Raw genomic sequence first — 13,236 nt, 5'->3', positions numbered from 1 at the left:
GAATGACGGAGACACAGGCGAAGTCGGGGAACGCGGGGACCTCGGCCAACCCGGTCGACGAGGAAGCCGCGAAGAGCGGCACGCCATCGACCGGCCGCGCGGCCGTGGGCCGGGCCACCGTCCCCGCCGACGCGCCTGCCCCGAAATTCACCCGGGCTCCCGGTATGGCTCCGCCACCCGACAAGCCGACGGACGAGTCGGAGGGCGACGCCACCGAGGCGAAGGTGACCGAGGACGGCAGCACCACGGACGTCTCCACGACCTCCGTCGGCAAGCCGTCACCGTCGCCGGCTGCCGCTGCGGGCAAGCCTTTCGGGGGTACGACAGGGGTTCTGCCGACGACCAGCACCGGGGTCCTGCCGACGGCCAGCACCGGAACGACGGGCACCCAGCCCCGGGTGACCGGGGCCGGTCCGAAGCCGGACACCACCCGGCCGCTCGGGCTCGGCCGGCCGGCCAGCGGCGGTGGTCTGCCTCCGGGGGTCAGCACGGCGGTGGGCGCCGCGCGGGTCGGTGAGGCGGTACGCGCGGCGCGTACCTCGGTCAGCTCGGCTGCCTCGCGCGGACCGCGTCGGGCTCGGCTGAACCTCAAGCGGATCGACCCGTGGTCGGTGATGAAGTTCGCCTTCGCGGTGTCGGTGGTGCTGTTCATCGTCATCGTCGTGGCGACCTCGGTGCTGTACCTGGCGTTGGACGCGATGGGCGTGTTCGCCAGCGTGAACGACAGCCTCGGTGACCTGGTCAACGCGGGCGGTGGGCAGGGCACCGAAGGTTTCCAGATCACCGCCCGTGGTGTGATCTTCAGTTCGGCGTTGATCGGCCTGGTCAACGTGGTGCTGTTCACCGCGCTTGCCACCCTCGGGGCGTTCGTCTACAACGTCTGCGCCGACCTGGTGGGCGGCATCGAGCTGACCCTCGCCGAGCGGGACTGACCCGATCTCCGACGCCGGCCCGCGCCGCCCTCACCGGTGGCGCGGGCCGGCGTTTCTGGGTTTCGCGCGGGATGCCGCATGTTGGGGCTTCCGGCGGCTGGGTTAGCCCCGGATGCCGCATTGGGGGGTCCCCGGCGGCCAGGTCTTCGCGGGATGCCGCATTCTGCGGAGGGTGCGCCGGAGGTCGTGCGAACGATTAACCCGGTGTACCGGGTCCTCGTGCTCGGGTAGGTTCAGGGGGCGATGGAGGGTGGCTGGCGGGCCTGGCCCCGATTTGGGAGCCGCTGGGCGGATGGGTTAACCTTGCTCGTCGCTACGCGGGGCTATAGCTCAGTCGGTTAGAGCGCAGAGCTGATAACTCTGAGGTCGCTGGTTCGATTCCAGCTAGCCCCACCGCACATGGTCCGACGGCACGTCGAGCGTAAGGGGCAGCCCCGATGTTCAAGAAGCTGTTGATCCTGGTCGGTGTCGTCGGCGTGGCCGCGGTGGTGGCCAAGAAGGTCAAGGAAGCCAACGACGAGCGCGCCCTCTGGCACGAGGCGACCACCTCGCCGGACCTGCGCTGACGGCGTTCGTTGCCGACCTGCGGCGGTAACGCCGCTAAGGGGCCCTAGCTCAACTGGCAGAGCACTGCCTTTGCAAGGCAGGGGTTAGGGGTTCGAGTCCCCTGGGCTCCACCAGCACTTTCCTTGCTGTCTCGGGGTGCGTCGGGCGGGGCGTCAGCCGCAGGCTAGCGTCGAAGGTGTGAGCATCGGATCTCCTCGTGTCCTGCCTGCCGACGGTGACCTCGGCGAGGCGGCTGCCGTGCTGCGTACGGGTGGGTTGGTGGCCTTTCCGACGGAGACCGTTTACGGGCTTGGCGCGAACGCGTTGGACGCCCGGGCGGCGGCCCGGATCTTCGAGGCGAAGCAGCGGCCGAGCTTCGATCCGCTGATCACCCATCTTGCCGACGCGGCGGATCTGGAACCGCTCGTGGGCGCGGTGGGGCCGGCCGTTGCGGCGCTGGCGGCCCGGTTCTGGCCGGGGCCGCTGACCCTCATCGTGGACCGTCCGGACGAGATCCCGCCGATCGTCACCTCCGGGCTCGACAGCATGGCGGTGCGGGTGCCGGATCACGAGCACGCTCGACGGTTGATCGCCGCTGCCGGGGTTCCGCTGGCGGCGCCGAGCGCGAACCGGTTCGGCCAGCTCAGTCCCACCCGTGCGGAGCATGTGGTGCGCGGGCTGGGTGCGGCCGTGGACGTGGTGCTCGACGGTGGACCGAGCCGGTGTGGGATCGAGTCGACGATTGTGGACGCCCGGGGCGACCATCCGGTGGTGTTGCGGCTCGGTGCGTTGCCGGTGGAGGAGTTGGAGAAGGTCATCGGGCCGGTGACGGTGCGGCCGGGTAGCTCGGGGCAGCCGGTCGCGCCGGGCACGTTGGCCGCGCACTACGCACCGCGTACGCCGTTGCGGCTGGTGTCGAGCGCCGAGTCGGCTGGTGCCGGCGGGCCGGGGCGTGGGTATCTGGCGTTCCGGGACCGGCCGGCGGGTGACTGGGCGGCGGTGGAGGTGCTCTCCGGCTCCGGTGATCTGACCGAGGCGGCGGCCCGGCTCTTCGACGCGTTGCATCGACTGGACGCCGTCGGGGTGGCCGAGATCGTCGCGGAGCCGGTACCTGACACCGGTCTGGGGCGGGCCGTCAACGACCGGCTGCGCCGCGCCGCCGCCACCTGGGACCCCGCCATCTGACGCCGGACGGGCCGCTGCGGCAGCAACGGCTACGCACGGTGTGCAGGGTCGCGTGGTCGGTCTGAGCCTGGGCCGGCCGAGCCCGCGCCGGCCGGCTCGTCGTCGGCCCCCTGTCCACCGCCGGCCTGTCCACCGCCGGCCTGCTCACCGTCGGTGTGTTCGCCTTCGACCGGTTCGTCGTCGGTCTGTGGGAAGCCTGCGACGAGTTGGGTGAGGGCGCCGTTGGCGAGGGTGGCGCCGAGTGCGGATCCGGTGGCGATGGTCCAGCCGACAGGTCCCAGCGGGGTGCAGCCGAAGAATTGACTCAGTCCGGGGGTCTGCACGACCACGGCGAGTACGCCGAAGGACGCGGCGGTGGCGGCGAGCACGGTCGGCCTGGTGCCGCCGGCCAGCACGGTCTGGCCGAGTTGCGTACCGACCAGGGAGACCAGGGCGACGGTGCCGGCGCGTCGTCGGGTGCCGGTGTAGCGGGCCAGCATCCAGCCGGTGGTCGCGCCGAGCGTGGTGGCGGCGGCGCGCAGCCCGATCTCGCGGGTCATGGTCTGGCCGAGTGAGCTGTCCGGGCCCTCGCGGAGCAGCCCGTCGGCGTGGTCGCCGCCGGGTGGCCGTACGGCGATGGCCAGCGCGGGTGCCATGTCGGTGAGCAGGTTGACGAGCAGCAGCTGGCGTCCGTTGAGCGCGGCCCGGCCGGTGGCGGCGGCGGTCAGCACGCTGAACGCGATCTCGCCGAGGTTGCCGCCGACGAGGATGCTCAGCGCGTGGCGGACCGAGGACCACATCGCCCGACCTTCGACGAGGGTGGCGATGATGGTCTCCAGCCGGTCGTCGGTGACCACCAGGTCGGCTGCGGCGCGGGCCGCCGGGGTGCCCCGTTGGCCGAGGGCGATGCCCACGTCGGCCAGCCGGATGGCGGGGGCGTCGTTGGCGCCGTCGCCGGTCATCGCGACGGTGCGTCCGCATTTCTGGAGTGCCTGGATGATGCGGACCTTGTGGGCCGGAGTGCAGCGGGCCACCACGTCGGTGCCGGCCAGTCGTTCGGCGAGGGCGTTGTCGTCGAGTGTGTCGAGTTCGGTGGCGGTGACCACCCGCTGGGCGTCTCCGTCGCTGATGGTGGCGGCGATCGCCTCGGCGGTTGCCGGGTGATCCCCCGTGATCATGATGGTGTGCACACCAGCCTGGCGGATCCGGCGGACGGCTGGCGCGGCGCTGGCGCGTACCCCGTCGGCGATGGCCAGGAAGCCGGTGAAGACCAGGCCCCGTACGCCGTCGTCGGTGATGTCCGGGTCGGCGACCGTGCACTCGGCGACGGCGAGGATCCGGTGCCCCGCGCCGGCCCGCTCGCCGAGCAGCCTGTGCAGTTCGGCCCGGCCCGCGTCGTCGAGCGGCTCGTCCCGGGCGCCGATGCGTTGGGCGGCGCAGCGGGGCAGCACCGCCTCTGGCGCGCCCTTCACGCTGAGCAGCAATCCACCGCCGGTCTCGCCGACGCTTGCGTGGTACCCGCGCGACGGTTCGAACGGCAGACCACCGGCGGCCCGCCAACCGGGCGCCCCGTCGTCTTCGGTGACACCGGCGGCGCGGGCACCCCGCAGTACCGCCCGGTCGGTCTGCATGGAGAGTTCCTCGGGGTCCTCGGCGGCCGGGGTGGCGCGCAACGCCGCGGCCAGGGTGCGTCGCAACCGGTCGTCGAGCTGTTCAAGTGGGGCGTACGAGTCGGCGTCACCCACTCCGGCGAGCATCAGGTGCCCCTCGGTGAGGGTGCCGGTCTTGTCGAAGCAGAGCACGTCGACCCGGCCAAGTGCCTCGATGGTGCGCGGGTTGCGGACCAGCGCGCCGTGCTCGGCGAGCCGTCGGGCGGCGGCCAACTGGGCGGCGCTGACCAGGAACGGCAGCCCCTCGGGCACTGAGGCGACGGCCAGGTTCGCGGCGGTCGCGGCGGTCTGGGCCAGGGGTACGCCCCGCAGCAGCCCGGCGCCGGCCACCGCGATCGCCGATCCGGCGGCCATCGGGATCGCGGTGCGGGTCAGTTTGCCCAGGCGGGCCTCGACTCCGCTTACCGGTGGTGCCTGCCCGGCCAGGGCGAGACTGCGTCCGGCCTCGGTGTCGGTGCCGGTGGCCACGACCACTGCGTCGCCCCGGCCGGCGGCGATGCTGGTTCCCTCGTAGACCATGGAGGAGCGTTCGGCCACTGCGGCGGCGACAACCGGCTTGTCGGTCTTGGTGACCGGCAGCGACTCGCCGGTCAGGGAGGATTCGTCGGCCTCCAACCCGATGGAGGTCAGCACCCGGCAGTCGGCGGGTACGGCGTCGCCGGATTCGAGCACGATCACGTCGCCGGGTACGAGGTCGTCGGCGGGTACCACCCGTTCGACGCCGTCGCGGCGGACCCGGGCGGTCACCGCCGAACGGGACAGCAACTCGGCGAGCGACTTCTCGGTGTTGCGCTGGTGTACCGCTCCTACCAGCGCGGACGCTCCGACGACCCCGCCGACCAGGGCGGCGTCGACGAGCGAACCGAAGCTTGCGGAGAGCACCGCCCCGGCGGCGAGCACCGGGGTGAGCGGGTTGGCGAGTTCGTCGACGAAGGCGCGGAGCAGCCCACCGGGGCCGGTTGCCTCCCCTGGGCGGTTGGCCTGTCGTCGTTGGGCCTCGGTCTCGGTCAGCCCGTCGCGGTCCGTGCCGAGCTGGTCGATGACTGTGGGCACCGGCATCAGGTGCCAGGCGGTGATCGCGGGCGCGGGTGCGCTGGTCCCCACGGTCAGCCGACCGGCCCGCCAGACGCCGTGGGCGAAGGCCAGTGCCGCCGCACCGTTCACCGAGGCGAGCGTACGGCCGGGGAGCAGGGCCGGGTCGGCGGTGAAGGCACCGAGTGCGCCGAGGCCGGTGCCGGCCAGTCCGATGCGCAGGTTCTGTGCGGTCATCCGCCGGGCCACCCCGGCCGCTTCGATGATCAGGGCGACGACCCGCAGGTCGGTACCGACAAGCAGGTGTGCCCCCCACGGTGGGGAGTCATCCGGGTCGGCGAGGCCCAGTCCACAGTCCGCCGCGGCGAGCGCGGGCCGGTCGCCGGAGACGAGCATCACCACAGCGCCCTCACGTTGCAGGGTGCGTACCGACTCGGTGAGGTGGTCGCCGCCGGGTACCAGTGCGTCGGCGGTGGCGTGCCGGTCCGGGTCACCGCCGGCCACGACGAGTCGCAGGCCGGCCTGCCGGGCGACGGCCGGCAGGGCTTCGACGCCGGGTGCCGGCTCCGGTTCGACCCGCAGCACGGCCGTGAGGGCGTCGGCCTGGGCCAGGCCGAGCAGGGTGCCGCCGCGTTCGCGTAGCCGCCGGCTGTCGTCGGTGTCGCCAGGGTCCCGCACGTCGAGGCGGTCAAGCGGGCCGAGCCGCCAACCGTCCAGGTGGCGTACGTCGTCAGGTGCGGTCGGTTCGAAGAGGGTGAACGCCTGGGCGGCCACTCGGGACGTGTCGACGCCGGGCAGCGGGGCCAGGTCGGCCAGGACACCCCGGTCGGAGCCGAGGATCCGGGCGTCCAGCACCAGCGTGTCGATGCGGTCGAGTTCGCGGAGCACGCTGCGGTCCATCGCGATGACGCCGCGGCGAGCCAGGATCCGGCCGAGTTGGGCCGCGTACCCCTCGCGTCCGCTGCCCGGTGCCTTGGGCAGCGCGGACAGGCCCAGGGCGGCGGCCCGTTTCGGGCCGACCACGGGCGTCGCCGCGGCGAAGGCGGCAGCGCCGCCGGCGAGCATCCGGTTGATGTACCGCTCGACGGAGCCGTCGGGTTTCGGGCAGGGACGGTCGTCGGTGGGGGTACGGGCGACGGCGCGATCCGGTTCGCCGGTGAGCCGGGGTTCGGCCTTTTCCCAGGCTCGTAGCTGGGCCAGCCCTTCGCCCCACTGCACGATCCGCTGGGCGCCGTCGAGCACTATCCCCGTCCAGCCGCCGGTGAGGCCCTGCACCACCGCCTCGGCGAGTGGGAAGAGAAGCTCGGCGCGTGGGTCGCGGCGCAGTCCCAGACCGGCGAGGGCGTGCAGTTTCGGGTGCAGGTCGATGGCGCTGAGCAGTCCGGAGACCTCACCGGGGACCGGCGTGACGGGCAGGATCCGGGTGGCCGCGGAGATGGTCAGGCCGAGCGCGTCGGAGGCGAGCGCGCCGAGGGTACGTGGGGTGCGCGGTCCTTCCTCGGGTGGGTGCGGCGGCGGGATCTCCGGATCGGGTTCGTGCGGGCAGGTGCGTTCGACCCGGGCGATTGTGGCGACCAGTTCGCGGACCTTGGGGCCCGGTGTGTCGACGGCGACCACCACCCGGCCGGACGGGGCGTTGACCCGGGCCCAGTTGACTCCCGGCATTCTTTCCAGCGCCGTCTCGACCTGGCGGGCGAGGGTGTCGCCGCCGTCCTGGCAGACGCCGTGGACCTCGATGTGGTGCCGGCCGGGGCGGGACCACACCCGCCGGCTGGTCAGCCCGGCCGCTCGGGCGAGCCGGGTCGCGACGGCACCGACGCTGCGGGAGGCGGCTTCCACCACCGGAGGTACTCCGACGGCGTCAAACCGCATGTTGCCTCCTACCGTTCGTGCCCGGCGGCCTGGCTTCCCGGCCGGACGTCCCTTATGCCCCCCGGAGCAGGGGAAAGTTTCCCGCTCGGGTGGGCATGGACGGTGGCGGTGGAGGAATTCGAGGTGGGCGACATCGGTACGGGGGGAGGCGAGATGAGTGCGCTGACACGACAGCTCAGTGGGACCCGGGAGTCGTTGCAGATGTTCACCCGCCGGGTGAATGTGCCGTGGCTGGGGGAGGTGGCGGTGCCGCCGCCGGACAAGCTCACGTACTACGCAGGTATCGGGGTGCTGACCGTGCTCCAGGTGATCGAGTGGCCCCTGGCGCTGGTGATCACGGCCGGGCATCTGCTGGCCGACCAGCATTTGTCCGGCCTGGCCAAGGGGCTGGGTGAGGCGTTGGAGTCCGCCTGAGGTAAGCCGCGTCACCCTTGACTTGAAGATGGGTTGAGGTCCGAGGCTTGCCCCATGCTGATCGCCCCGTCTCCGGTACGCGCCGAGTCGTTGTTCGCCCCTCGGCTGCGGGCGATGACAGTGGGCAGCGTGGCGCTCGTCTCGTTGCTGGCGTTCGAGGCGTTGGCGGTCGGCACCGCCATGCCCACTGTCGCCCGTGCGCTCGACGGCCTGGCGCTGTACGGGATCGCGTTCGGTGGTCCCTTCGCGGCCGGCGTGGTGGCGATGGTGCTCTCCGGCATCTGGTGTGACGCCCGGGGGCCGCGGGCGTCGATGTGGTCCGGTCTCGCCGGGTTCGTCGCCGGGTTGCTGCTGGCCGGGGCCGCCACCACCATGGCAACGCTCGTGGTGGGTCGGATCGTGCAGGGCTTCGGCTCGGGTCTGCTGTCGGTGGCGCTGTACGTGATCGTCGCGCAGGCGTACCCGGAACGGCTGCACCGCCGGATCTTCGCCGCGTTCGCCGCGGCCTGGGTGGTTCCGTCGCTTGTCGGGCCGGTGGTGGCGGGGTTGGTCGTGGAGCACGTCGGTTGGCGGTGGGTGTTCCTGGCGGTGCCGGCGGTGGCGGTGCCGGCGGGGCTGCTGATCCATCCGGGCTTGCGGTCGATGGGCGCGGTCGGTGCGAGCCGCTGGTCCGTCGGGGCGTTGGCCCGGATCGGTTGGGCGTGTGGGGCGGGGGTGAGCGCCGCACTGCTGCACATCGGGGGTCAGCAGCGCGGCGTCGCCGCCGTGACGCTTGTCGGGCTGGCCCTGGCCGGCCTGCTGATCTGCGTTCCGCGACTGCTACCGGCGGGGTTCCTGCGGGCTGCTCGCGGCCTGCCGACAGTGGTCGGCCTGCGCGGGTTGGCCTCGGCCGCGTTCGTGGGTGCCGAGGTGGTGATCCCGTTGATGCTGTCGCGTGAGCGGGGGTTCACGCCCACGGCTGCGGGGCTGGTGCTGACCACCGGCGCGCTCTCCTGGTCGCTCGGCTCCTGGGTGCAGGGGCGGATCAGTTCGCCCCGGTCCCGGAGCACGTTGCCGAGGGCGGGCCTCAGCTGCATCACTGTCGGTACCGCTGTGGTGGGGGTTTGCGTGTTTCCGGCAGTGCCGGTGTGGGTGGGCGTTGTCGGCTGGGCGGTCGCCGGGCTCGGCATGGGCCTGCTCTATCCGTCGCTGTCGGCGCTCACCCTGGAGTTGTCGGGAGCCGGCGAGCAGGGGCGTAACAGCTCTTCCCTGCAACTGTGCGACTCGTTGGCGGCGGCGACGGTGCTGGCGCTCACCGGTGCGGTACTCGCCGCAGGGGTGGCACCGGGGCGGTTCGACTACGGGGTCACCCTCGCCGTCGCGGCCGGGCTGGCGCTGGTCGGGGCCCTGCTCGCCGGTCGGGTCGTGCCCACGCCGGGTACCGCGTCGGTCTGACCGGGCCGGGGTGGCGCCGAGCAGCGCCGGGTGGCGGGTGGATTGCCGAAGCGGCAGTGCGCGGTCGGGGCAGCCGGCAGGATGAGCTGGCGATGACCTTCCTGACGCTGCTGCCGCTGGCCGTGGTGATGGTCGCCGGCACCCAACTGGTGGCGGCGGTCTTCTTCGCCTCGTCCGACCGGCCACGGGCCGCCTCGCTGGGATACCTGGCGGGCGCGGCGATCGTCGTCTTCGGCGGTACGACGGTGGCGTGGCTGGCGGTCCACCTGTTCAAGCTCAATTTCTCCGGTACGGGGCGGGGCACCGTCGAACGGTGGCTCGACTGGTTCGTCCTGGCGCTGCTCGCGGTACTGGCTGTGGTGGTGTTCCTACGCCGGCACTCGGGGCCGCCACGGTGGATGGGCCAGCTCCAGCACGCCAGCCCCGGGTACGCGCTGAAGGTGGGCCTGCTGCTGTTCCTGGGCATGCCCTCCGACGACCTGACCATGGCCACCGTCGGGGCCAGCGCCGCCCGGCACGACCTGCCGTGGTGGCATCTGCTGCCCTTCGTGCTGCTCACCCTGGTCCTGCTCGCTCTCCCGCTGCTGGCGTTGCTGCTGCTCGGTCGTCGGGCAGCGGTGGTGCTGCCGCGTATCCGGGACTGGGCGGACAGCCACTCCTGGCTGGTCAGTGAGGCGGTCATCGCGCTCTTCGCGGTGATCACGGTGCTCGACCTGGCGAAGTGAGTCCGCTCACAGCCGGTCACGTCGTGGCCGGCTCGTTCCGTCGAGCGGACAGGCGACGAGGGAGGTTGACATGCGCGTACTTGTCACCGGCGCGGGTGGCACGCTGGGCCGCGAGGTGCTGCCCCGGCTGGTCGACGCGGGGTTCGAGGTACGGGCCACCAGCCGCCGGCCGCGTACCGGATCGGGGGTCCGGTGGGTGGTGGCGGACCTCGCCACCGGCGAGGGGCTCGCCTCGGCGGTGACCGACGTGGACGCGGTGCTGCACCTGGCGTCCTCGCCTACCAGGCGGACCCACCAGATCGACGTGCTCGGCACCCGCCGCCTGGTCGCCGCCGCAGCCGCCGCCGGAGTGACGCACCTGGTGTACGTCTCGATCGTCGGCGTGGACCGGGTGCCCTACTCCTACTACCGGCACAAGCTCGCCGCCGAGCAGGTGATCGCCAACGGCGAGGTGCCGTGGACGGTGTTGCGGGCCACCCAGTTCTTCCCGTTCATCGACGAGCTGCTGCGCCTGTCCAGCAAGCTCGGCCCGGTCGTCGGTGACCGGGCGGTGCTGGCCCAGCCGGTCGACGCCGGCGAGGTGGCGGACAAGCTGATCGAGCTGCTCCAGGCCGGAGCGCGCGGCGGCATCGTGGAGTACGGCGGCCCCGAGGTGCAGCGCTTCGACGCGGCGGTACGGGCCTGGCGGCAGGCGCGCGGATCCCGCCGTCCACTGCTGCCGATCCGGTTCCCCGGTCGACTCGGCCGGGAGCTGCGGTCGGGTGGCCTGGTCACCGAAGCCCGACCGGCGGGCCGGCGGACCTGGGCCGACTACCTGTCCGACACGTACGGGCGAACGCCGGTTCGTTGACACCTGTTCGGGTTCACGTTCGCCCTACCGTCGAGCCATGCTCACGTTCGTCATCACAAGTCTGCTGTACGTCTGCGGGTTCGTCTTCCTGTACGGGGTGATCCGGCTCGCGGTGCGGCACGCCCTGGAGGACATCGAGGTGCGCCGCGTCCAGGCCGCCCGGGCGGAGGAGATGGCCGCCTCCCGGGACCGGGCGATGCTGGAACGGCACGGCTTCCTGACCAACGGCGGCTGACCGGCACGTACACCGGGCGGTCCCTGCCCGCGTCGCCGACTCAGGATGCGACTATCACAGGCGTGATGGGAACGCTGAAGACCGAGCCCGCTCGCACCCGTACCGACCTGCTGGCTCCGCCGGTCGCCGCCGCGCTCGCCCAGTGGCCGGCCGGCTCTCCGGTGGACGTCGACGCGGTGCTTGTCGCGCCGATCGACGCCGACCTCGCCGACACCGCGGCGTTCTGTGCCGCGTACGACGTCGGGCTGGACGAGTCGGCCAACTGCGTGGTGGTGGCAGGTAAGCGCGAGGGGGTGACCCGGTACGCGGCCTGCCTGGTGCTGGCCACCACCCGGGCCGACGTGAACGGGGTGGCCCGCCGGGCGCTTGACGTACGCAAGGCGAGCTTCGCGCCGATGGCGGACGCGGTCGAGCTGACAGGCATGGAGTACGGCGGGATCACGCCGATCGGGCTGCCGTTGCAGTGGCCGATCCTTGTCGACGCGCGGGTGGTGGCCATGCCCTACGTGGTGATCGGGTCGGGCGTACGGCACAGCAAGATCGCGCTGCCGGGCCCGGCGCTGGCCGCACTGCCCGGCGCGCGGGTGGTGGAAGACCTGGCCAGGCCGGTCTGACCGTCGACAGACGTCGATGTCGTTGCACGTGAAACATCAACGGCGTCGATGGCCGGACGTCAGTGTGCGGCGGCCTCCCGCTGCTCGACCTCGGTGAGGGCGGCCAGCAGGGTGGCCGGTTCCTGCGCCCCGGCGACCGCGTACCTGCCGGCGAGTACGAAGGTGGGCACGCTCGTCACCCCGAGCTGCCGGGCGGCGGCCAGCTCGGCCCTCAACTCGGCCACCCCTGCGTCGGAGTCGAGGAAGTGGCGGGCCTCGTCGCCGTCCAGCCCGACGGTGGCGGCGACCCCGGCCAGCGCCTCCCGGGAGCCGATGTCGACGCCGTCGGTGAAGTGGGCCCGGTGCAGCGCCTCGACCATCTCGCCGTCGCGGTCCCGCTGACCGGCCCAGGTGGTCAGCCGGTGCGCGTCGAAGGTGTTGGCGGCGATCGCCCGGTCGTAGCGCAGGTCCAGACCGACGCTCGCGCCGACCTCGACGACCCGGGCGACCATTTGCCGGGCCTGCTCCTGGCCGCCGAACTTCTCGGCCAGCACGTCGAGCGTCGGGCGCGGCGACGGAACCGGCGACGGGTCCAACTGGAAGGGCCGGTGCCGGACTGTCACCTTGCCGTCGTACGACGCGAGCGCCTCGGTGAATCGGCGGCGGCCGATCCAGCACCAGGGGCAGACCACGTCAGCGTAGATGTCGATCTCCATGACCGGGGACAACCCGCTGGCCGGCAGGTCTGTTCCCGACTGCCGCCCAGGTCACTGCCCGGGTCAGGCGGTCTGCTCGCGGACCTGCCGCTTGAGCCGGGCGAGGATGGCGGTGCCACCGCGCACCCGCAGCGGACTGATCGCCTGCGCCAGGCCCATCCGTTGGTAGAGGTCGTCCGGGACGGCGAGGACCTGTTCCGGGGTGGCGCCGGCCAACCCCTCGGCGAGGATGCCGGCGAACGCCCGCGTGGTGGGTGCCTCAGGTGGGCAGTCGAACAGGGTGGCGACGGTGCCCTCGGGCGTCACCTCGGCGCGCAGGAAGAACGGGGTCTGGCACTCCACGACCTGTTCCATGCTCTCGTGTCCGGGGTGCCCGGCGGGCAGCGGCGGCACGGCGTCGGAGTACTCCAACAGCATCTCCAGCACCAGATCACGGGGTGCCCCGGCGAACTCGTCGACGATCTCGGCCAGCTTGCTCGGCATCTCGGGCATTCGGCCAGGCTACCGCCGTCGCCGCGGGGTCGACGTGTCGGCCGGTGCCCCGGACCGGAGGCGTCCGGGCCGGGGACGCCGCCTCACACAGTGGGTGACTGCTCGCTGATCTCGCTGAGGGCCGACGTGGGGTCGAGCTGCATGGCGAGGTCACCGAGGGAGACGATCCCGACCAGCTTCCGCTCGTTGTCGCAGACGAGTACGCGCCGGATGCCACGCTCACGCATCAGCGACGCGGCCTCACCCGCCGTGCAGAACTGCTCGATCATGACGACCTCGCGGGTGACTATCGAACCGATGGTGGTGGTGTTGGCGTTGGCGTTCTCCGCCACCGCGCGTACCACGATGTCGCGGTCGGTCAGGATGCCGGCCAGGTTCGCGCCGTCGGTGACGACGACGTCGCCGATGTCGGCCTCCTTCATCACCCTGGCCGCCTCGTCGAGGGTGGTCTCCGCAGGCAGGTAGATCACCTGCCTGGTCATCACGTCTGCGACCCGGTAACCGGTCATGAGAGCCCCTCCAGAGAAACGTCGAGCCGATCAGACTGCGGTACCCCGTCAC

The 13,236-nt window shown here is 72.4% G+C and carries 13 protein-coding genes and 2 tRNA genes; 11 read left to right on the top strand and 4 right to left on the bottom strand.

What is annotated here, in order from left to right; all coding sequences use genetic code 11:
- Positions 1–2 precede the first annotated feature (2 nt).
- The 5 genes from Van01_RS09550 to Van01_RS09535 all read left to right on the top strand — a co-directional run bounded on the left by Van01_RS09550 (position 3) and on the right by Van01_RS09535 (position 2,663).
- Positions 3–932, top strand: coding sequence for a DUF3566 domain-containing protein (locus Van01_RS09550; RefSeq protein ID WP_204004097.1), 930 nt, complete (start codon positions 3–5; stop codon positions 930–932).
- A gap of 319 nt (positions 933–1,251) precedes the next feature.
- Positions 1,252–1,325: transfer RNA gene (locus Van01_RS09545), tRNA-Ile, on the top strand.
- Between the two features lie 44 nt (positions 1,326–1,369).
- Positions 1,370–1,498, top strand: a complete 129-nt coding sequence (locus Van01_RS32935; RefSeq protein WP_210936323.1) for a DLW-39 family protein — start codon at positions 1,370–1,372, stop codon at positions 1,496–1,498.
- Positions 1,499–1,536: 38 nt separating this feature from the next.
- A tRNA-Ala gene (locus tag Van01_RS09540) sits at positions 1,537–1,612 on the top strand.
- Positions 1,613–1,700: 88 nt separating this feature from the next.
- The gene (locus tag Van01_RS09535; RefSeq protein WP_204004525.1) at positions 1,701–2,663 is read left to right on the top strand and encodes an L-threonylcarbamoyladenylate synthase; all 963 of its coding nucleotides are present in this window, start codon (positions 1,701–1,703) and stop codon (positions 2,661–2,663) included.
- A gap of 29 nt (positions 2,664–2,692) precedes the next feature.
- On the opposite strand, the gene Van01_RS09530 is transcribed toward Van01_RS09535, so the two are convergent.
- The gene (locus tag Van01_RS09530; RefSeq protein WP_204004094.1) at positions 2,693–7,216 is read right to left on the bottom strand and encodes a cation-translocating P-type ATPase; all 4,524 of its coding nucleotides are present in this window, start codon (positions 7,214–7,216) and stop codon (positions 2,693–2,695) included.
- Positions 7,217–7,369: 153 nt separating this feature from the next.
- Between Van01_RS09530 and Van01_RS09525 the strand changes: the two genes are divergently transcribed.
- The 6 genes from Van01_RS09525 (at position 7,370) to Van01_RS09500 (ending at position 11,488) form a co-directional block, all read left to right on the top strand.
- Entirely contained in the window at positions 7,370–7,630 is a 261-nt protein-coding gene (locus Van01_RS09525; protein ID WP_099852556.1) for a hypothetical protein, read from the top strand.
- Positions 7,631–7,684: 54 nt separating this feature from the next.
- Positions 7,685–9,064: an MFS transporter gene (locus Van01_RS09520; RefSeq protein WP_204004090.1), complete on the top strand. Its 1,380-nt coding sequence runs from the start codon at positions 7,685–7,687 to the stop codon at positions 9,062–9,064.
- A 92-nt stretch (positions 9,065–9,156) separates the two neighbouring features.
- The gene (locus Van01_RS09515; RefSeq protein WP_204004086.1) at positions 9,157–9,789 is read left to right on the top strand and encodes a GAP family protein; all 633 of its coding nucleotides are present in this window, start codon (positions 9,157–9,159) and stop codon (positions 9,787–9,789) included.
- Positions 9,790–9,859: 70 nt separating this feature from the next.
- Positions 9,860–10,639 (top strand): SDR family oxidoreductase, encoded by a 780-nt coding sequence (locus Van01_RS09510; protein WP_204004071.1) that lies wholly within the window; start codon positions 9,860–9,862, stop codon positions 10,637–10,639.
- A gap of 37 nt (positions 10,640–10,676) precedes the next feature.
- Entirely contained in the window at positions 10,677–10,874 is a 198-nt protein-coding gene (locus tag Van01_RS09505) for a hypothetical protein (RefSeq protein ID WP_099848375.1), read from the top strand.
- 65 nt (positions 10,875–10,939) lie between these two features.
- Positions 10,940–11,488, top strand: a complete 549-nt coding sequence (locus tag Van01_RS09500; protein ID WP_204004068.1) for a YbaK/EbsC family protein — start codon at positions 10,940–10,942, stop codon at positions 11,486–11,488.
- A 59-nt stretch (positions 11,489–11,547) separates the two neighbouring features.
- Here the strand turns inward: Van01_RS09500 and Van01_RS09495 are convergent, their stop codons facing one another.
- The 3 genes from Van01_RS09495 to Van01_RS09485 form a co-directional block, all read right to left on the bottom strand.
- Entirely contained in the window at positions 11,548–12,183 is a 636-nt protein-coding gene (locus tag Van01_RS09495; RefSeq protein WP_204004065.1) for a DsbA family oxidoreductase, read from the bottom strand.
- Between the two features lie 63 nt (positions 12,184–12,246).
- Entirely contained in the window at positions 12,247–12,675 is a 429-nt protein-coding gene (locus Van01_RS09490) for a SufE family protein (protein WP_204004051.1), read from the bottom strand.
- Between the two features lie 83 nt (positions 12,676–12,758).
- Entirely contained in the window at positions 12,759–13,184 is a 426-nt protein-coding gene (locus Van01_RS09485) for a CBS domain-containing protein (RefSeq protein WP_204004048.1), read from the bottom strand.
- Positions 13,185–13,236: the final 52 nt, after the last annotated feature.

Source organism: Micromonospora andamanensis (assembly GCF_016863495.1).
Classification (GTDB): Bacteria; Actinomycetota; Actinomycetes; order Mycobacteriales; family Micromonosporaceae; genus Micromonospora; species Micromonospora andamanensis.
The sequence above is the reverse complement of the archived record's forward strand: the minus strand, read 5'-3'. Positions and strand labels throughout refer to the sequence as shown.

What these genes read in the sequence shown, in the direction of transcription:
- Van01_RS09550 (WP_204004097.1), top strand. Translation starts at nt 3, where the DNA reads ATGACGGAGACACAGGCGAAGTCGGGGAACGCGGGGACCTCGGCCAAC.
- Van01_RS32935 (WP_210936323.1), top strand. Translation starts at nt 1,370, where the DNA reads ATGTTCAAGAAGCTGTTGATCCTGGTCGGTGTCGTCGGCGTGGCCGCG.
- Van01_RS09530 (WP_204004094.1), bottom strand. Translation starts at nt 7,216, where the DNA reads ATGCGGTTTGACGCCGTCGGAGTACCTCCGGTGGTGGAAGCCGCCTCC.
- Van01_RS09525 (WP_099852556.1), top strand. Translation starts at nt 7,370, where the DNA reads ATGAGTGCGCTGACACGACAGCTCAGTGGGACCCGGGAGTCGTTGCAG.
- Van01_RS09520 (WP_204004090.1), top strand. Translation starts at nt 7,685, where the DNA reads ATGCTGATCGCCCCGTCTCCGGTACGCGCCGAGTCGTTGTTCGCCCCT.
- Van01_RS09515 (WP_204004086.1), top strand. Translation starts at nt 9,157, where the DNA reads ATGACCTTCCTGACGCTGCTGCCGCTGGCCGTGGTGATGGTCGCCGGC.
- Van01_RS09510 (WP_204004071.1), top strand. Translation starts at nt 9,860, where the DNA reads ATGCGCGTACTTGTCACCGGCGCGGGTGGCACGCTGGGCCGCGAGGTG.
- Van01_RS09505 (WP_099848375.1), top strand. Translation starts at nt 10,677, where the DNA reads ATGCTCACGTTCGTCATCACAAGTCTGCTGTACGTCTGCGGGTTCGTC.
- Van01_RS09500 (WP_204004068.1), top strand. Translation starts at nt 10,940, where the DNA reads ATGGGAACGCTGAAGACCGAGCCCGCTCGCACCCGTACCGACCTGCTG.
- Van01_RS09495 (WP_204004065.1), bottom strand. Translation starts at nt 12,183, where the DNA reads ATGGAGATCGACATCTACGCTGACGTGGTCTGCCCCTGGTGCTGGATC.
- Van01_RS09490 (WP_204004051.1), bottom strand. Translation starts at nt 12,675, where the DNA reads ATGCCCGAGATGCCGAGCAAGCTGGCCGAGATCGTCGACGAGTTCGCC.
- Van01_RS09485 (WP_204004048.1), bottom strand. Translation starts at nt 13,184, where the DNA reads ATGACCGGTTACCGGGTCGCAGACGTGATGACCAGGCAGGTGATCTAC.